This is a genomic window from Paenibacillus sp. FSL P4-0176, assembly GCF_037975265.1.
GTDB classification, from domain to species: Bacteria; Bacillota; Bacilli; order Paenibacillales; family Paenibacillaceae; genus Paenibacillus; species Paenibacillus amylolyticus.
In genome coordinates this window covers 266,233-285,444 of sequence record NZ_CP150242.1, presented here as the reverse complement: position 1 = coordinate 285,444, position 19,212 = coordinate 266,233, and the positions used below count along the sequence as shown (strand labels likewise).

At 47.9% G+C, this 19,212-nt stretch carries 13 protein-coding genes and 1 riboswitch; of the genes, 4 read left to right on the top strand and 9 right to left on the bottom strand.

The features are described from left to right. Positions 1-25: 25 nt before the first annotated feature. The 3 genes from csaA to MKY95_RS01295 all read left to right on the top strand — a co-directional run bounded on the left by csaA (position 26) and on the right by MKY95_RS01295 (position 5,344). On the top strand, positions 26-355 hold the full coding sequence (gene csaA, locus MKY95_RS01305; RefSeq protein WP_076320076.1) for a chaperone CsaA: 330 nt from the start codon (positions 26-28) through the stop codon (positions 353-355). A gap of 332 nt (positions 356-687) precedes the next feature. Further along, the gene (locus tag MKY95_RS01300) at positions 688-1,953 is read left to right on the top strand and encodes an S-layer homology domain-containing protein (RefSeq protein ID WP_076320075.1); all 1,266 of its coding nucleotides are present in this window, start codon (positions 688-690) and stop codon (positions 1,951-1,953) included. A gap of 451 nt (positions 1,954-2,404) precedes the next feature. Further along, a complete protein-coding gene (locus MKY95_RS01295; RefSeq protein ID WP_339196452.1) occupies positions 2,405-5,344 on the top strand; it encodes a DUF5704 domain-containing protein in 2,940 nt (979 codons plus the stop codon). 689 nt (positions 5,345-6,033) lie between these two features. Then, positions 6,034-6,227: riboswitch (cobalamin riboswitch) on the bottom strand. A gap of 77 nt (positions 6,228-6,304) precedes the next feature. Here the strand turns inward: MKY95_RS01295 and MKY95_RS01290 are convergent. Beyond that, on the bottom strand, positions 6,305-7,132 hold the full coding sequence (locus MKY95_RS01290; protein WP_076320073.1) for an AraC family transcriptional regulator: 828 nt from the start codon (positions 7,130-7,132) through the stop codon (positions 6,305-6,307). Positions 7,133-7,334: 202 nt separating this feature from the next. Here MKY95_RS01290 and MKY95_RS01285 point away from each other — a divergent pair, with 202 nt between their 5' ends. Further along, complete coding sequence (locus tag MKY95_RS01285; protein WP_076320072.1) at positions 7,335-8,636, top strand: alpha-glucosidase/alpha-galactosidase; 1,302 nt, start codon at positions 7,335-7,337, stop codon at positions 8,634-8,636. Positions 8,637-8,754: 118 nt separating this feature from the next. On the opposite strand, the gene MKY95_RS01280 is transcribed toward MKY95_RS01285, so the two are convergent. From MKY95_RS01280 to ytxJ, 8 genes are all read right to left on the bottom strand, one after another. Next, positions 8,755-9,456 carry a response regulator gene (locus MKY95_RS01280; RefSeq protein ID WP_036616366.1) on the bottom strand — a complete coding sequence of 234 codons (702 nt, stop codon included), beginning with the start codon at positions 9,454-9,456 and terminating at the stop codon, positions 8,755-8,757. A 1-nt stretch (position 9,457) separates the two neighbouring features. Further along, entirely contained in the window at positions 9,458-11,050 is a 1,593-nt protein-coding gene (locus MKY95_RS01275) for an ATP-binding protein (protein ID WP_235200847.1), read from the bottom strand. 7 nt (positions 11,051-11,057) lie between these two features. After that, a complete protein-coding gene (locus MKY95_RS01270; RefSeq protein WP_036616360.1) occupies positions 11,058-13,397 on the bottom strand; it encodes a histidine kinase in 2,340 nt (779 codons plus the stop codon). A 90-nt stretch (positions 13,398-13,487) separates the two neighbouring features. After that, complete coding sequence (gene kdpC, locus MKY95_RS01265; protein WP_036616357.1) at positions 13,488-14,048, bottom strand: potassium-transporting ATPase subunit KdpC; 561 nt, start codon at positions 14,046-14,048, stop codon at positions 13,488-13,490. 61 nt (positions 14,049-14,109) lie between these two features. Further along, positions 14,110-16,110 carry a potassium-transporting ATPase subunit KdpB gene (gene kdpB, locus MKY95_RS01260; protein ID WP_051447432.1) on the bottom strand — a complete coding sequence of 667 codons (2,001 nt, stop codon included), beginning with the start codon at positions 16,108-16,110 and terminating at the stop codon, positions 14,110-14,112. A gap of 208 nt (positions 16,111-16,318) precedes the next feature. Further along, on the bottom strand, positions 16,319-17,992 hold the full coding sequence (gene kdpA, locus MKY95_RS01255) for a potassium-transporting ATPase subunit KdpA (RefSeq protein WP_036616430.1): 1,674 nt from the start codon (positions 17,990-17,992) through the stop codon (positions 16,319-16,321). A gap of 164 nt (positions 17,993-18,156) precedes the next feature. After that, a complete protein-coding gene (locus MKY95_RS01250) occupies positions 18,157-18,339 on the bottom strand; it encodes a hypothetical protein (RefSeq protein WP_036616354.1) in 183 nt (60 codons plus the stop codon). Between the two features lie 77 nt (positions 18,340-18,416). After that, positions 18,417-18,956 carry a bacillithiol system redox-active protein YtxJ gene (gene ytxJ / locus MKY95_RS01245; protein ID WP_051447425.1) on the bottom strand — a complete coding sequence of 180 codons (540 nt, stop codon included), beginning with the start codon at positions 18,954-18,956 and terminating at the stop codon, positions 18,417-18,419. Positions 18,957-19,212 lie beyond the last annotated feature (256 nt).

Below are 19,212 nucleotides of genomic sequence, written 5' to 3'. Positions count from 1 at the left end.
AATAGTTGAAAGGAGATCTACCCCTATGGCTACTTTTGAAGAGTTCATGCAACATGACATCCGTGTTGGTACCGTGGTGGAAGCCGAACCCTTTCCCAAGGCTCGCATACCCGCTATTAAAATGACGATCGACTTCGGACCACTTGGTCTTAAGCGCTCCAGTGCTCAGATTACCCAGCGCTACACGCCTGACATGATGATCGGCAAACAGGTCATTGCTGTAGTTAATTTCCCACCCCGGCGTATTGCCGGTTTTGTCTCTGAAGTACTTGTGCTAGGCGGCGTGCCTGGTGAAGGCGATGTTGTCTTGCTCACACCGGATAGTCCATTACCTAATGGAACACCGATAGCCTGACTTTATTTTGAGTAAGAAGAATAGGGCTTTTCAAATGTTTGGAAATCGAGTATTCTTGATTTATTGATTATTGATGGAACTACATATGTTGGAGACCTTAAAGCATAAGGCTATGAATCTGCGGATTCGTGGCCTTTTTTTGTGTTTTTTGAGGAAATATAGGTCTTGAGCATTAGTAACAGTTGTGTAGAAAGGAGAAAATATATTGATAAATCATACCAATAGCCTAGTTATACATGGTAGAATATTGATTATTATTACAAATTTAGTATCTAGTAGCCTGAAAAGTACATATCAAGGAGAAAAACTCACAATTGAGAGGAGTAAAATTTATGAGAAAAATGATGATTTCCGGCGTAACGGCATTGGCTTTATTAACAGGGGGTATCGTAGGTTTTGGAGGTGTTGGGAGTTCTGTAGAAGCCGCACAAGCTACAACTAAATTCAAGGACGTTCCAGCTACACACTGGGCATCCGCAGCGATTAATTCAGCCGTGGAACAAGGGTATTTCAAGGGGTATGCCGATGGGACATTTAAACCAAGTTCACCAGTCACCAAAGCTGAAATGGCAAGTATCCTGGGACGTTTATCCGACCAGCCTAATGCAACGACACAAGAACAAAATAATTTCACGGACATACCCGAGTGGGCAAAGAGTGGTGTCTCAATTGCTATCGCAAAAGGTTTTATCAACCCTTCTAATTACAAGGGAAAATTGGATGCACAAGGCGCTCTTCAACGAGGCGAAATGGCTACTTGGCTAACGCAAGGGCTAACCGTGGTTGATCCTGAGTACAAACAAGCACTCTCTGATGTAACCAACACCGTTGTGCCTACAAAGGAATATTTCACTGGTAAACTCGCAAGCGCTCAAAAAAATGCAGTAGCCGTTGCGCTGGGAACAGGACTGATGAGTGTGGCAAACGATAAAACATTTGGCGTTGATCGTACTACAACACGAGCTGAAGTAGCTGTATTGATCGCCCGTTATGCAACAGTTTCCAAGGAAAAACCTGCCGATTTTCAGGCTCTGAATGAACTGCGAGCAGTGGGTTTGACGGGGACGAATTTGAATATTATTGCGCCTAAGTATCAGGTGATTTCAGAGAGCAACTATCCTTACGACTACAGCAAGGTGACTGGGGACTTTTCCAAAATTCGTAATCAAGAAATAGTTACCAAAACTAATTACGCTGATCTCAAAGTGAGAAATTGGATTGTTGTTAACCCTTATGTTACAGATTCCGATAGAAGCATTTACTACCCTGTCTTTGTAGATGAGAAAGACAGACTGGTAAGAGGAGCATATTATTCATTTGTTGAATTCGATCTTGAAATAAAGAACACTATGAATCAATTACAAGGTGGAAGTCTAATTAACTCTCCTACTATTAACCCTCTTAAATCACCTAATAGCGAAGCGATTTTTAGTTACAGCGCACCTCGTATCAGTAATTTACTTGGTGCAAAAGGAGTATTTAATGTTAAGAATCCAATTTATTGGGCAGAAGGTTTGTTACATTTCGACAAAGAACTCAATCCAGAAGTTTTACTCACTCTAAAAAATGGGACGGTTTTCAGAGTAAGACCTAATTAATAATTAATGATAAGGGTGAAGTAATGTGTATTTGCTTAAACTATTGAAAAAAACGATTCTCGCAATTCTCACATTAAGTTTAGTCTTCATTTCACCTCCTGCTGTTTTTGCAGGAGGTGGTCCTGGGGACAAACCCATTTTGCAATCTTCCAGAATAGAGCCTTCTACTCCCTCAAAATCCCAGAAAAAAATTATCCCTCTTCAAGGTAAGGGAACTACTAATATCGGGATTTATATTTTTCAACTAGATAATATGAAATGGAAAGTAGTTGGAGAATGTAACGGACAAGAGTTAGGTAATAATCCTGCTACCAATAAGCCAAATTCTTCGATAATATGTGTAAATTTATCTTTAGAAGCCCCTAGCTATGAGCCTACAGAGTATTTAGATAAACAAGGTAATCCACATCCAAGAAACGAAATTACTTCTACTTCCATATCTCCTATCTATATGGATAACACAGCTTACTATCGGCCTGGACTACCTATCCTATTAAATGTAGAATCATTTACTGAGAAAAAGACAAAATTTTCTGTGCAAATTGGTGCAGCTATTGAGCCTACTGAATACAGACCCTATGAGTTACCCAAATATTCTGCAGATTATCTTTTTAACACAGATCTATACTGGGAAGGCCAAGCCGAAATAACAAAAGAGATCAATCTTACCGCTGGCGGACAACTTAGCTTGAACCAGTCCAAACAATTGAATGCAACGGTCAAAACGAAAACTGGAGATGGAAACTTTGGTGCAGAAACCAATGTAAACACCAGTAGCGGTGGTACAACTACATGGGAATCATCCAATCCTGGTGTTGCTACCGTTAGTAACTCCGGAGTAGTCCAAGCCGTCAGCAGAGGAACAACAACCATCACCGTATTGTGGGAGAAGGACGATTTTCAGTTAACTACCACTACAAACATTGGTGTTGAAGAGAGCCCAGGTACTGGCGAAGGCGACGGTAACGGAGGCGGTGGAGGTTGCACACCAACGATTGGACCACCTTCTGCTGGAACCATCATGAGCATGAATGATCTCGATCCAAATACCAACGGTGTTATCAAGTCAGATAACAGAGATAATGAGACATTCAATGTGTTAAGAGGAATCCCTACTTCCGAGTCACTCTACACAAATGCCTTTGCTGACAATTACCTATTTAAACAAGCTTGGGCGAAAATGAGCGGTAAAGTTACATACAACTGTAATGTCACAATCTCGTACGACAGAGAGTGGACAGTACCTGGACCAGAGGAATGTGATGATGATGGTTGTACACCAGGGCCACCTGTACCCGCGAACGACACGGTACCCAAGCCATACAACTTCCAGATCACAAGAGACTACTCCTACTGGAAAATTAACAATCTGGAAGTATACAAGATCGCTAAAGCAACCATGAATAATTACGCTTTGCCCGGTGAGACCGTTACGATGAATCCAACAGGATACACACCACCAACACTGGAGTCTAAAAATGATGAATCCGTAGAAAGCCATGTACGACCAGGGCAAACCACTTCAATCTCATATACTCCACCCAAATTAACAGGTGGTTTGAACCAACCTCCCAGTGTGCCAGATGATACATCACGGTTAAAAGGGATGGCTGAGTCCAACACACCTCAAAGTAAAGTGAATAATGATCTAGTGAAATTCAACAACACAACCATTATGAATGATGTGGAAGCAACCAAAGATGGCCCAACGCCATCCAATATTCCTAATCCAACGATGATTGGGCGTGATGTGCTGTACAAACCGGGTAATATGATCAGCAATTCCCTGCTGAATAAAGCAAACACCACAAGCTCTGGTGAGATCTATTATGATTTGCTACCGGGTAACGTGAATGGCGGTGCCAATAAAATATTACCGATTAACGGCATCAACACGGTCACCCTACACACCCCTGTCGTCAACTACGCCTGGGTATCGGATGATCAGCCGCATAATCAGAAAACCGTACCAGACCCAACCAGTGCTGCACTCATTCTGGAACGTCCGTTCATTGTGCGAATTCCCACATCGGGACAGCACTTGGACGCAGCGAGTTATCCCGGTTATGGAAATCGGGACTATGCCAAATATTTTCGAATCAAACAGGTGCAATTCCCATTTGATGTCTATAACGCAGATCGGAGTCAGTTTATCCCTGCCAAAACATGGGTGGATATTCCGGTCAATCAACTGGACACCACATTCTATCTCCCTGTATGGGTAGACGAAGGCAAATACCATATTGTATTCCGCAATATTGCAGAGAATGCACCTGCAAACTTTACCGAACAACAGGATGCCAATACCAATCTGGCACATCATGTTGCAGCAGACACCGTACCGGTAGATGTTATCGGAAGGTTATATGATTTTCACGTCACTGATATCTCTGATTACAACTGGGAAAGTGTATTTCGCAAGCGGTTGGGTAGCCCCGAACCAACGGGCTATAGCTACTGGACCGGGATGAATAGCATTGATGGTGATCCGCGAGGTAACCTGGCTCCATTTGTATTGCCTATTCGACCAGGAAGCCATCCGGTGCAGGGATTCGCTAACGCGACTGTGAAGACAGGATACCATTTCAAGTTCGATCTGAAAACCAAGGGCAATATGTTTGGCAAACAGGATGGTATTCGAATTACACCCACTTTTGCTTTTGTGAGTAAAGACGGGTCCTCCCGTCAAGAAGTGGATCTGTACTACCATCGAGGCCAGGAACGCCTAATCCGTATCGGATCGGCTCAGGATCTGGAGAAACGCTTTGTTGTCCTTAACTCACGTCTTCGAAATGTACCCGGGACAGAGTTAGGTGATACAGCGCGTTATCAGTATACTTATGGACTGACAGCGGAAGAACGCAGCCAGCGTACGTTGGCAGAACATATGGTTCGCCTAGTCGATCAGACATCTCATCAAAAAACATGGGTAGGTCGTTATGACTGGATGATCCTGTCCGCTCCGATTCGGACACTCATTGGGCCCAAAACGGAGATTTCTTCCGGGGTCAAAGTGGACCGGGCCAATGCAGCAATCCAGCGTTGGTACGGGGAGTACAGCTTGCCGGCCGATGTATATGCCGTACCAAAAGGTACGGATCTCGAACCCCTCGCCCGACAAAATCAGCTGGATGAGAAATCGAAGATTTTTCTAAAGAATGGTTTTATCGTAGTCAACTTCAACATGGAGAGCCTGCGGAATGGAAATACAGAGGCGCCCCATCTGCAATACATTCATGCACCACTGATGAATCAATGGCAGATGGAAGGTTTCAACAAAAAGCCAACAGACAGTCAAGGTAGAACCTGGCCGCTGAAGGATGGCGATATTGTCTTTTACCATGCTGATCAGTCTAGCCGGAATGACTTCCAATCCCAAGTACCGCACTAGTTTGAATCTCTCATGTCAGCACGACTGGCTAAGCATATGTAGCCAACTGCATGTGGACCGAAGAGTCTGTATGCGGAGTACCTCTCCAAAATAAGACTGAATATCTGTAAAGCGATAATCACCCAAGGAAGCAATCAATAATTGTATGATAAAATAGCCATGAAGTGTCAGACTAAGTACTATACAGCCTGCGTAAAACTATGGTGTGCTTAATGATATAGGTGTACTGAACCACATACGATAAAGCATTCACAAGTGATTCCAGTGTCACATCCCAACTACACACAACATGCCTGTTATACAACAAAAGGGTTATCCTGAAAGTCATCTATGGACTTCTGGGGTAACCCTTCTTGCATCATTCTTTTTTCATAACCTTACTTAGACTATAAAGAAAATCCGCACATTAGTATTATCCTGACAGACTTTCTCCAGGAGACAGGTAGGTTAGCAGGAACGTCAGGAACGTGATGCCGAACAATACTGCTACCAATTGTAATAATCGTTTAACGATATATCTGCTAAAGTGCTCTAACGTCCTTCCCCACAACTTTATGTATGTGCCATGATGTTATTCGTCCATAAAAAAAGCGTCCATCTCCGTGTTACTGGATGAGGACGCCTTAAATAAACAGATTTTCAGAAAAAATCATGCTTTCTAAACACCTTCCTATCTCCCGTAGGGTACTACTGTGTTTCTTAAACCTGGCAGGTCTCCTGGCTCCGGAATCATCGTCACTTACTGCTCCTTCCCGGTCTAAACCAGTGGATTATCGCTACCTGACTTCTCTGTTACAGTGGCGGGACCGCGCCGGTATTACACAGGACTTCCCTATTAAGCTTCCACCCTGACGGGCAAAGCACCAAGTATCACATATTCAGATACATTTCTGTATCAGTTTAGCGGGACGACGAATAATGATCAAAACTTTTCTTTTAAATTTGAAGCACTAGGTGCGTCTAATCTCGATTTCTCGAACCCTTTGGAGACACACCCGTCACTCGCTTGAACATCTTGGAAAACAGTAATGGGTCTGTATAACCGACAGAATGGGCCACTTCACTGACCGACAGCCCTGGATTCTGAAGAAGTTCGGCAGCCCGATTCATACGGTACTCCAGAAAAAAGGACTGTAGCGACATGCCATATCGCTCTTTGAACAATCCCGACAGATACGTGCGATCCAGTCCCACAGCTTGGGCAATATCCAGAATGGAGGTCCGCTGACTGTACCTGTTCTCCATAAACTGCACCGCCTGCCGGATGTACGTCTCTTTGTTCGAAAGGAGTTTCCCTATTTCTTCCTTCACAGGCGAAGAAGAGATTAATTCTGCCACCAAGCGATACAAGAGACTCTGGTTCAAAACATCGCCTCCCGGACGCGTGGAAGCCTGGACCATCTCTGTATACAACTGTTCCATCGTATTTGTATCCTGGGCATCATATATCGGGTGCTCCGGGCTCAATTGGGCACGTTGCATGAATGCTTTGGCTTGTACGCCTTTAAAACCAAACCACGAATACGTCCAGGGCTCCTTCGGATCTGCCTCATAATGAATAAGTATGTCTGGGAGAATGACAAATCCCTGTCCCTCGCTAAGCTTGTATTCCTGATCCCCCATGTACACGGTACCCCGTCCTTCATGGATGTAATGCACAATGTAAGAATCACGTACACCCGGTCCCCAATAATGCGCAGGATCACATGCCTCCCACCCAAAAAACAACAACATCAGCTCCATCTGTGTCCAGCCTGCGGGAACCACATTCATCTCAATGCGACTCATTTTTCGCCCTCCATCCTGACTTCGTTCCGCTTACCTCTTCATTTGGTCTATTTATATTATAACAGCTAAAGTGCTTCCATATTAGTTGAAAGCGGGCACAAAAATGGGATTATGACATGTTTGAGAGGGGTTGAGCCATAGTTATATGTGCCGAATCGGCCTATAGTTGGGGTACAACATTTTTCAGGGAGGCTAAACTTAAATGAATAAAATTACATTTCTCGGTGCAGGTAGCACTGTCTTTGTCAAAAATGTATTGGGTGATGTCATGATGACCGAAGCACTGCAGGATTTTGAATTGGCATTGTTTGATATCGATGCTGAACGTTTGAGCGATTCAGAGCGTTTGCTGACCAGTCTGGCCCGTTCACTTGGAAGTCGTTGCGTTGTGAACGTATATCATGACCGTAAAGAAGCGCTGCGCGGGGCCAAATATGTCATCAACGCTATCCAGGTCGGTGGATATGATCCATGTACCATTACAGACTTCGAGATTCCGAAGAAATACGGACTGCGTCAAACAATTGCAGATACACTCGGCATTGGCGGAATTTTCCGTAACTTGCGGACGATTCCGGTCATGCTGGATTTCGCCCGAGATATGCAGGAAGTATGTCCAGATGCGTGGTTCCTGAACTACACCAACCCGATGGCCGTGCTTACCAACGTCATGAATGTGCATGGTGGGATCAAAACTGTAGGATTGTGTCATAGTGTGCAGGTATGTGTACCACATCTGTTTGATGCACTGGGGATCGATCAGACAGGTGTTGTGGCTAAGATTGCAGGGATCAACCACATGGCGTGGCTGCTCGAAGTTACCAAAGACGGGCAGGATCTGTACCCCGAGATTAAACGTCGGGCGAAGGAAAAACAGAAGGAACAGCATGACGACATGGTTCGTTTTGAGCTGATGCAGCGTTTTGGCTATTATGTAACGGAATCCTCTGAGCATAATGCCGAGTACCACCCTTACTTCATCAAGCGGAATTATCCGGAGCTGATTGAACGCTTCAATATTCCACTGGATGAATATCCCCGCCGCTGTGTGAACCAGATTGAAGGCTGGAAAGAAATGCGTACCAAGCTGTTTGCCAGCGAAAATATTGAACATACCCGCAGCCGTGAATACGCATCGCATATTATCGAAGCGATGGAGACGAATAACCCTTACAAGATTGGCGGAAACGTTATGAACAACGGACTGATTACAAACCTGCCGCGTGAGGCATGTGTCGAGGTACCTTGTCTGGTCGATGGATCAGGAATCAGCCCTACGTACATTGGTGATCTGCCTCCACAACTCGCGGCATTGAACCGGACAAACATCAACACGCAACTGCTGACAATCGAAGCGGCAATTACTGGAAAAAAAGAGCATATCTATCATGCCGCCATGCTTGATCCACACACAGCTGCAGAACTGTCTATCGATGACATCGTAGCCATGTGTGATGAGTTGATTGAGGCTCACGGCGACTGGTTGCCAAAATACACATCATAATACAAAAGCACCGTTTCCTTTGCTGTTAAAGGGGATGGTGTTTTGTTCGTTCCATGGCGCTCACGAACTGAAATCGTGCATCACATCATGGTTAAGAAATGTCTCGCTCCCTTGGACCTTATTCGGCAGGGAGCAAAAAGCGATAACCAATGCCAGGCTCCGTTTGAATATATCGGGGATTCGTCGGATCTTCCTTTAATTTTTTACGCAAATGTCCCACATATACCCGGAGGTAATGACTGTCAGACTCATGATGATGCCCTCCCCATACTTGCTGCAAAAGCTGACGCTGAGTGATGATTTTCCCTGCATTGGAGGCAAGCACCTTCAGCATCTCATATTCCGTTGGAGTTAATTTCACCAAAGCCCCCTCCAGTTCAACCTGCCTTTGGGCCAGATCAACCGTCAGTGATCCGAAACGCAATATGGGTTCATCTGTCGTTTTGGCTACATGACGTAGCGCCACCCGAATACGGGCGACCAACTCACCCATTCCGAATGGTTTGGTTATATAATCATCTGCACCACCATCCAACGCGGCAATTTTGTCTCCCTCCTGATCCTTCGCTGTCAGCACAATAATCGGTACCTGTGACCATTCGCGAATCCGGCGAAGTACCTCCATGCCAGACATGCCCGGCAAACCAAGATCAAGGATGATCAGATCCGGATGTACAATACTGGCCTGAATAACGCCCTCTTCGCCATCCCCACACTCGTGGAGTTCGAATTGGTGTGCCTGAAGGGTGACCTTGAGCAATTTGCGAATCTGCGGCTCATCATCGATCACCAGTATGCGAGCCCCTAGTGGTGCGTTCATGTTATTCTTCAACCTCTCCTTGTTCTGAATAGGGAAACCGTGATCCCTGAGCCTCCATGGGGATATCTATGCGCATTCTCGTTCCCCCGCCCGGATTCGGCTCTGCCACAATGGTACCTCCGTGCACTTCCACAATGCCTTTGCAGATCGCCAGACCAAGCCCCGTCCCTGTGACATGCTGAGTCGACTCTGAGCGATAGAACTTATCAAATATACGTATTCTTTCTGCTTCTGGTATACCGATGCCTTGATCAGCAACCATGATCGTCAATTGATTCGGACTTCTGTCACTCGCCACAATGATGACAATCTGGGTCTCGTCGGGCGAATATTTGATGGCGTTGCTGACGATATTGACCAGCACCTGCTCCAGCAATACTTCATCTCCATAAATGAACACCGGATCATCAGGAAGTTCAACTTGAATGTTACGATGCGGACTGAATTCCCGAACTTGTGTCAGTACAACGCTGATTATATCTTCCACGTCACACCATTTCCGGTTCAGTTGCAACATGCCACTCTCCAGCCGAACCATACCTAAAAGATTTGTGACGAGACGATTCATACGCAAGGCTCCATCCCGAATGTTGCCTGTTAATTCTCTCCGATCCTCGGGTGTAAAAAGCGTATCATTCTCCAACAATCCTGTAGCCGAGCCGATAATGGCGGTTAGGGGCGTACGCAATTCATGAGAGACAGAATCCAGCAGCGCTGTGCGTATGCGCTCTGATTCAGCAGTAATCTGCGCTAATCTGGCCTCTTCCGCCAGCTTCACTCGGGCAATAGCACCTGCGGCCAGTCCTCCGCATGCCTCCAACAGACGAAGCTCTTCTTGCTGCTCATGAATCTCGCCAGCGTCCATGCTTACGGCGAGCACGCCATGAATCTGCTCCTCTGTGCGTAACGGCACGTAAAGTCCGGGAGATTCGCGCAGAGTAGATGATCCTTTACCGGCGATCTGTCCGTGATGATATACCCATTTGGCAATGGCAATCTCCGACTCTCCATCTCCCCAGCCATCCTTTTCCCCTTCTGATGCGGGTGCAGAAGAGCTTGTAACCAGCAGATCCCCCTGCCCATTCGGAAGATACACAGCTGCTGGCTTACCCAGGGTAAGCGATACTTGGGTTGCAATGTTAACCAGCAACGTATTCAGATCCGTAATAGCTGTCATCTGACGACTCAATGCGTACAGGGAGTTCGTCGTGGCCTCGCGTGCTTTTACCCTCTCCAACTGTTGTCGCAAACGACCTGCAAGACTTGCTGTCAGGATCGCTACTGCAAGATACACAACAAAGGAGATGAGATATCTCAAATCCTCAACCGTAAAGCTCAGATATGGCGGCACAAAGAAGAAGTCAAACATAATGACGCTAAAACTCGCGGCATATACAGCTGGCCCCATTCCCCAATACACGGCACTCACCAGGACGGGAAACAGATATATAAGCGCTACATTAACCAAATCACCACTCATGCCGATGGCATGAAGCAGTAAAGTTAGCAGCGTCACCCCGAGGGTCACCCATACATATGCCGGAACCCGTTTCCCGTGGGCTGCCTGCGTTTCTTTTTTTATTTGTTCAGACAATATCCATTCACATCCCGCTCAGTTCATAATCATAATCTGCAACGATTAATACATCCAGATGCCGCGACAAGCGTACAAGTCGGTTGACCACCGACCCTGAGCCGCGGTAGCCATTCAGCCACCACACCCGTCTTGCCTGCCCGACCACCAGCTGGGTTGCTCTTGCCCCCGATGCCTTTCTTGCCAAAATCTCAGGTACATCGCACAGCCTTGGACTGTGATGAATATGAAATTGGCCACCAAGCCGAATCGTCAGCTGCTCCAACGCTTCCAGATGGCACTTCACTTCGTCACTCATGGACTCACCGATGTGGATATGATGTACATGCCAGATGGCTTTTAGACGATAAGCCATGCGGAATCCGCGCCGGATCAGCCGCTCGGCATGACGATCACTGCTTACACATACAAAGACCGCTTCCTGTCTGCGCCAAGGTCCTCGAAGTGCAATTTTGGCCTGCTGTGTTTCAAGCCGTTCATCGACATCGTCCGCCAGTTCGCGCAGGGCAAGTTCTCGCAAGGCAATCAGATTACCGATTTTGAAGAAATTCGCAAGGGCTTGCTCGACCTTGGCAGTTGCATAGATTTTACCCTCCCTCATGCGCTGCCGCAAGGCCTGGGGCGCGACATCAATCAACTGCACCTCATCCGCCATCTGAATGATCCGATCGGGTACGGTCTCGCGGACACGAACACCGGTAATATGTTCAACGGCATCATTCAGACTTTCGAGATGCTGTACGTTCATTGTGGTAATCACCGAGATGCCTGCATTCAGCAGGAGCAGGACATCTTCATAACGCTTTTGCCGGACACTTCCGGGCACATTCGTATGCGCCAGTTCATCCACAAGCACCACTTCCGGACAAAGTTGCAGAATACCCTCCGTGTCCATCTCTTCCAGACGAGTCTCCTGATAAACGCGCTTCGCGCGAGGGATCACAGACAGGTGACCCATCTGCTCCACGGTTTCCGCCCTGCCATGTGTCTCCAGCAAACCGATTTGCACATCGATGCCCTTACGGAGCAAATCATTGCCTTCCCGAAGCATCATGTAGGTTTTGCCTACACCTGGTGCGGCTCCGATATATATTTTGAATGTACCGCGCTGAATCTGGCCAATCTGTTCCTTCATTTCCTGCTCGCTTAGTCTGCGGTATGTCAGCGACTCCACATCGTTAACTTTAGCCGGAACCACACGTTCACCCTCCCGGGCCGCTCGATCAGCAACCAGAAACAGATCGACACCACGTAATCTGCGCAGCAGCGAGTTAACAACGGACCCTTGCCACAGTTCCTGCCAGCGTGTACGCCGGGAGTGTCCCATCACAATCCGGGTAATCTGGTGCTCCATGGCGTAACGCGCCAGCGTAGACGGGATGTTGCGACGGTGTAATACGGACAGTTCCTCCATATGGCCGCCAAACTTCTCCACCAACTTGATCATATTGCGCCGAAATACGGTTGCCTCCTTGGTTAATGGCTGCTTCATATTCCGAAAAACCACGGCGCACAGATCACCATTCAGCCGTTTGGCAATCTGTTGTCCACGCCGGATATAGATGGAGCCATTCCAATGATATTGCGTGGACACCAGAATCCGTTCCATGATGCCTGTTGTGACGGTAATTCCCATCTCCTCCCGATGCTCACGCAGGGATTCATTCACCCCTTCTGCAACCAATCTCAGGGCCAGTTCGCGCAGAATACCCAGATTGCCTTGACGAAAAACTGCTTCTCCCTCATGCCCCTTCAGATGACCTTCTGCCAGACGGCTCAGTAAGGTTTCTGGTGTGACGTCTATCAGCTTCACTTCATCCGCAAGCTCCAATGTATCGGCAGGCACCGTATATTCTGCTGCGATCCCCGTAAGTTGTCGTGCCAGCTCTGTATAGCCTTCCAGCTCATACACATTCACCGTTGTCATGACACTGATGTTGTTTCGGAGCAAAAACTGAATATCCTCCAGCCGGGTAGCATACCGAGCACCTTCTCTGTTGCGATGTGCCAAACCATCCACCAGTACAACCTCCGGATTACGCGCCAATAGTGCATCCAAGTTCAGATCCTTCATCTCTACATCATCACTCTGGCGTACCCAGTGAATGCTTGGAATCCTTTCGAGTGCCCCAAGTTGCTCCACCGTTTCCGGTCTACGCATCGTGGAGACGGCGCATATGACCACATCAATGCCCTGTTGGCGTAACGTGTTCCCTTCCCGCAGCATGTGATACGTCTTGCCCGATCCGCTGACTGGGCCGATGTAGATTTTGAGCGTACCCTGCTGAAGCTTCGTAATCATCTTCAGCATCTCTTCCGGTGATTTGCGCTTGAAGCTGTCTTCCATCCGTCCTCTCCCCCTTTCTTGTTTACTATGAAGATAAAAATGGAGAAAGCCCCTCCCGATATATCGTGAGCAGGCTAATATGTTCGTTCGTTACTTCAGTTCTGCTGTCAGCGCCAGATTCAGAGCCGTTACATTCACACGAGGTTCCCCGAATATACCCATCTGACGACCTTCCGTCTGCTCTTTTACAAGTTGCATAAGCTGCTGTTCACTAAGCCCTGTAGCTTTGCTAATTCGCGGCATCTGTGCCTCAGCGGCTTCGGGAGAGAGATCCGGGTCAAGTCCAGAGCCTGAACCCGTCACGAGATCAGCAGGGATCTGCTTCAATCCCGGATTTTCCTGCCTAAGCTGAGCAATCTTTTCTTTCATCTCGCCGATATACTCCTCTGAGGCTACAGCGCGATTGGAACCGGCCGAAGCCGTTGGATCATAATTGGCATTTGATGCCCGGGGCTGGAACAGCCCCGGCGATTGGATTTCCTGCGCCAGCAGGGACGAGCCGATGATTTTCTCATTTTGCGTAATCAGACTGCCGTTCGCCTGCGCAGGAAAGAGAAGTTGAGCTACGCCAGTCGTTACGAGAGGATAGATTAGGCCACATATCAGCATAAGCACAACGGATAACCGTACGGCGGTCAAGAACATGTTCATACAGATCACTTCCTGATTTCATTAGGATAGAAGGACAATATTGATATGGGTTGTTATCTCGTTAAAAAAATCCCGACAGAACCATGTCAATCAGCTTAATGCCGATGAAAGGTACAATCACACCACCTACGCCATAGATGAACACATTGCGACCAAGCAGTCGTTCGGCTGACATCGCCCGATACTTAACCCCTTTCATCGCGATGGGAATAAGCAGCGGAATAATAATAGCGTTGAAGATGAGCGCCGACAGGATCGCGGACTGCGGCGAAGCCAGATTCATAATATTCAGCGCCTGAAGCTGCGGCATAGCGAGAATGAACATGGCTGGAATGATCGCAAAATACTTCGCGATATCATTGGATATCGAAAAGGTTGTCAGTGCGCCGCGTGTAATCAGCAACTGTTTGCCAATGGAGACAACCGACAATAACTTAGTCGGGTCGGAATCCAAGTCAATCATGTTGGCCGCTTCTTTGGCCGCCATGGTGCCCGAATTCATCGCCAGGCCCACATCGGCCTGCGCCAGAGCAGGAGCATCATTGGTACCGTCGCCCGTCATGGCGACAAGTTTGCCCTCCTGCTGCTCTTTTTTGATCGCCGCAATCTTGTCCTCGGGCTTCGCTTCGGCAATAAAATCATCCACGCCCGCTTCCAGCGCTATGGTTGCTGCGGTCAGCGGATTGTCGCCTGTACACATAATGGTCTTGATGCCCATGGCGCGCATCTCAGCGAACTTCTCCTTCAGCCCTGGCTTCACAGTGTCTTTCAGATAGATCACACCGTAGATTCGTTCATCGATGGCCACAGCAAGTGGCGTACCTCCAGCCTTTGCAATACGATTTGCAATCTCATCCAGATCACCAGGTATGCTACCTCCTGAGGAAGTAATATATCTTTTGATCGCATCCACCGCACCTTTGCGGATCTTCATTCCGCTACTCAGATTCAGACCGGACATCCGGGTCTCTGCCGTGAATTCCACATTTTCCGCATTGGCATACTCCGTCTCAGACCAACTTTGGCCTTGTTTGCCTCCCAATTCCACAACAGAACGCCCTTCCGGGGTCTCATCTCGCACAGAAGCCTGTAAAGCAGCCCGCGTCATCTCTGATGAAGTAATGCCCTGAACTGGAATGAATTCAGATGCCATACGGTTTCCGTATGTGATCGTCCCCGTTTTGTCCAGAATCAACGTATCGATATCCCCGGCTGCTTCCACCGCTTTACCCGACATGGCGAGCACATTAAACTGCGTAACACGGTCCATCCCGGCAATACCAATGGCCGATAACAATCCACCAATTGTGGTTGGGATCAGGCAGACGAGCAGTGCGATCAATGTCGCCAGATCCAGTCGAATACCCAGGTAATTCGCCATTGGAACCATCGTGAGTATGACAATCAGAAAAATCAGAGTTAATACGGCGAGCAGGGTTGTCAGCGCGATTTCGTTTGGTGTTTTCTGGCGCTGTGCCCCCTCAACCAGAGAGATCATTCGGTCAAGAAATGACTCCCCCGGATCGGTCTGAACACGCATGACGATGTAGTCGGACACGACACGTGTCCCCCCGGTAACGGAGGAGAAATCTCCCCCTGCTTCCTTGATGACCGGGGCGGATTCTCCCGTAATGGCCGATTCATCAATGGAGGCCAAGCCTTCCATAATCTCACCGTCCGTCGGGATCAGTTCACCAACTTCCACACGGACCATATCGCCTTTTTTCAACTGGGTCGAAGACACTTGCCGGATTGTTCCATCCTTCTGCACCAGATTGGCCAGGGTGTCCGACTTCGTCTTGCGTAACGTATCCGCCTGAGCCTTACCTCTGCCTTCTGCAAGTGCCTCCGCGAAGTTGGCGAACAGCAGCGTGAACAGCAAAATGAAAAACACGGCAATGTTGTACCCGCACCCAGCCTCGGATGCGGTGAATAGATCGGGATTGATGCAGAGTAAGAGCGTAATGAATGTACCAACCTCGACAATAAACATGACCGGATTTTTGATCATGAACATCGGATTTAGTTTCTTGAACGCATCGAGTGAAGCCTGAAGTATCATATCCTTGCTTAACGACCGTTTCGATCCGGGATCACGTTGAATATTACCTCGGTTGTTATCCGGCTCATTGCCCTTCGTTCTAAACATTTCTGTATCCATGTGTTGCATCGTCTGCTCCTTCTTTCGTTCGACTGCATTCATCGTGCACTGCCACCTCCGTACGTTACGTCCTTATACCAATTCCTCTGTTGCTCCCCTGTCATATTTCTCATTGAATCATTGCCAGATGCTCTGCGATCGGTCCAAGGGCAAGCGACGGGAAGAACGTAAGCGCACCAACTACAATGATCATCATGACCAAAATGCCAGCAAATAGAGGTGTGTGTGTCCGCAACGTGCCCGTAGTTACAGGCACAACCCGTTTGGTGGCGAGTGAACCCGCAATAGCCAGCATGGCGATCATCGAAACGTACCTTCCCAGCAGCATAACGATACCAATCGCGATGTTGTAAAAGTCTGTATTGGCATTTAGTCCTGCAAAGGCCGATCCATTATTGGCTGCACCCGAGGCAAAAGCATAGAGAACTTCGGTCAGGCCATGCATCCCCCCGTTCGAGATGGACGCAACGGTTTCGGGCCGCATAAGCGCGATTGCCGTTGGCCCCAGAATAATCAAAGGATGAATGAGCAAGGCGATGGATGCGAGCTTCATTTCTTTGCCCTCGATTTTTTTGCCCAGAAACTCAGGTGTCCGTCCCACCATTAATCCACAGATAAACACAGCCAGAATCACATACAGCAGTCCGTTGATCAGTCCTACCCCTTTGCCCCCAAACACGTTATTGAGCATCATCTGAGCCAGTGACACAAGACCTCCAAGCGGAGTGAGCGACTCGTGCATATTGTTGACTGAACCTGTTGTAGCCGCCGTCGTGACCGCTGTGAATAAGGCCGACTCCGGTATGCCGAACCTAACCTCTTTCCCCTCCATATTGCCTTGAAGACCTACTGCATCCAGCGCGGGTACACCGCGATATTCGGAGACAAATACGGTGGTCAACATCACTAGGAAAAGAAAACTCATCGCTGCGAACAATGCCCAACCCTGCTTCCGGTTATTGACCATCAAGCCGAAGGCGTATACCAGTGCAGTGGGTAACAGCATCATACAGACGATATGCACCAGATTGCTCAGGGCCGTCGGATTCTCGAATGGATGTGCAGCATTGGTTCCAAACCAGCCGCCACCATTCGTTCCGATGTGTTTGATCGACTCCAGTGAGGCGACCAGTCCACGTGAGATCGTCTGCTGCGCGCCTTCCAGCGTGGTTGCGTTCACCGCTCCCGCGAGTGTCTGAGGCACCCCCTGGAACACGAGGAACAAGGCCACGATGAAGCTCAGCGGTAAAAAAATTCTCGTAATCGACCGTACAAGGTCGACGTAAAAGTTCCCCAGTTCATCCCGGCGGCCTATCAGCCCGCGAATGAACACAATAGCCACTGCAAATCCCGTTGCTGCCGACGTAAACATCGGAAACGTCACGGCCAGCATCTGTGACAGATACGACAAGGCGTTCTCGCCCGTATACGACTGCCAGTTCGTGTTGGTCATGAAGGATACGGCCGTATTAAATGCCTGCGCCGCTGGCATATTGCCGATGCCATCCGGATTGAGCGGTAAATACTTTTGCAGCCGTAGCACCAGAAACATCAACACCAACATTACAAAGTTGGAGAGGAGAACAGCCGTGAGGTACTTTTTCCACCCCATCGATTCGTTCTCGCGTACTCCCATTACTCGATAGAGCAGTCGCTCCGGTCCGCCAAAAATCCGATCCAACCCCGTTCGCTGTCCATCAAACACGTTCACTATATATTTTCCCACCGGTTTCACCAGCAGTAGGATGATAAGTAGCGTCACCGCTACTTGCACTACACCGATACCCATATCCGCATTTCCTCCCTATTCGACGTTCACTTGTTCGTGCATTACGCACATTGTCAGCATCAGAATTTCTCCGGCTTCACCAGCACATAACCGAGATATATCACCAGTGCGAGTACAATCATGCCGATGACAATCATTTGGCATCCCCCTCTCTACCCTCAAGCCTTCTCGCAGAATTTCACGAATCCCCAAAACACCGCAAACAGCAGCACAACCAATCCAATCATCGTGGCATCATTCACCATGTGCCCTTCCTCCCTCTCGCTACCGTTCTCTGCACCTGCTACATGTAAAATCGTAATATGAAACGCTGTAAAAAAGGGGTAAAGAAATGCCTCCATGGGTGTAAAAAAAACGTAAAAAAGACCCGCTCTCCTCAGCAATGGGCTGAAAAGAACGGGTCTATAAGATTTACTATTTATCCAAATGGATTCTGTGCCCACTGCAATAATCTCTTTTTTGTGATTTTGCCATGAGAGGTATGATGGATGACTTGCCCCTGATCGAGCAGAAGTACCTGGGGTGACTCATGGTGAACCTCTGTTTCCTCTGCAATATGGCGGGACAACGAACGATTTTCAATCACTTTGACGATGCGGTAGTCCATAGGTTGTTTGGGATCTGATGCATGGGTGCCTACAAACGCCATAAACTCTCTGTACGCTCTCGCACTGGTTGGACAAGTCGTGCTGTGTTTCAGGATAAGCACCGGATGATCCTGCGAGCAATGCAGCGCGTCTTCCCAGTCATCTGGTTTGTGCAATTCCCGGACATGCTCGCTGAGCATATGTTCCGAGTCTGACCCTGCACGTTTGCTAACCACCGAACCAATCACAATGCCAAGCGCCACGCCAAAAGCAATCCCGAGTCCAAGCTGCTGTGTAGCCGTACCAATGCTGACTCCCATGGCAACACCTATAGCAAGCCATACAGCTTGATGATTTACCTTCTTCTCCATGCATATCTTCCCTTCATGATATATGTATATCAAGGCTATATAAGTTCAACTAATCATTTACACAATAACGGAGAGGACAGAAAAAACCTGAAAAAGCGAAGCTAAAAGTTTTCTGCAAGAAAGCTACTTCGGGAGCATAAGCTTCGCGTTTATCACCGGATTTTCCCTTAGTAAAAGGGAATCGAAAAAATCTGGGGATAACAGCGATTGGAAGGTTGTTCTGTCATCGTAGTGTCTGTGTAAATAATCTTTAGTT

Coding starts and splice junctions, on each gene's coding strand:
- csaA (WP_076320076.1), top strand. CDS start 26: ATGGCTACTTTTGAAGAGTTCATGCAACATGACATCCGTGTTGGTACC.
- MKY95_RS01300 (WP_076320075.1), top strand. CDS start 688: ATGAGAAAAATGATGATTTCCGGCGTAACGGCATTGGCTTTATTAACA.
- MKY95_RS01295 (WP_339196452.1), top strand. CDS start 2,405: ATGGATAACACAGCTTACTATCGGCCTGGACTACCTATCCTATTAAAT.
- MKY95_RS01290 (WP_076320073.1), bottom strand. CDS start 7,132: ATGAGTCGCATTGAGATGAATGTGGTTCCCGCAGGCTGGACACAGATG.
- MKY95_RS01285 (WP_076320072.1), top strand. CDS start 7,335: ATGAATAAAATTACATTTCTCGGTGCAGGTAGCACTGTCTTTGTCAAA.
- MKY95_RS01280 (WP_036616366.1), bottom strand. CDS start 9,456: ATGAACGCACCACTAGGGGCTCGCATACTGGTGATCGATGATGAGCCG.
- MKY95_RS01270 (WP_036616360.1), bottom strand. CDS start 13,397: ATGGAAGACAGCTTCAAGCGCAAATCACCGGAAGAGATGCTGAAGATG.
- kdpC (WP_036616357.1), bottom strand. CDS start 14,048: ATGAACATGTTCTTGACCGCCGTACGGTTATCCGTTGTGCTTATGCTG.
- kdpB (WP_051447432.1), bottom strand. CDS start 16,110: ATGATACTTCAGGCTTCACTCGATGCGTTCAAGAAACTAAATCCGATG.
- MKY95_RS01250 (WP_036616354.1), bottom strand. CDS start 18,339: ATGGAGGCATTTCTTTACCCCTTTTTTACAGCGTTTCATATTACGATT.
- ytxJ (WP_051447425.1), bottom strand. CDS start 18,956: ATGGAGAAGAAGGTAAATCATCAAGCTGTATGGCTTGCTATAGGTGTT.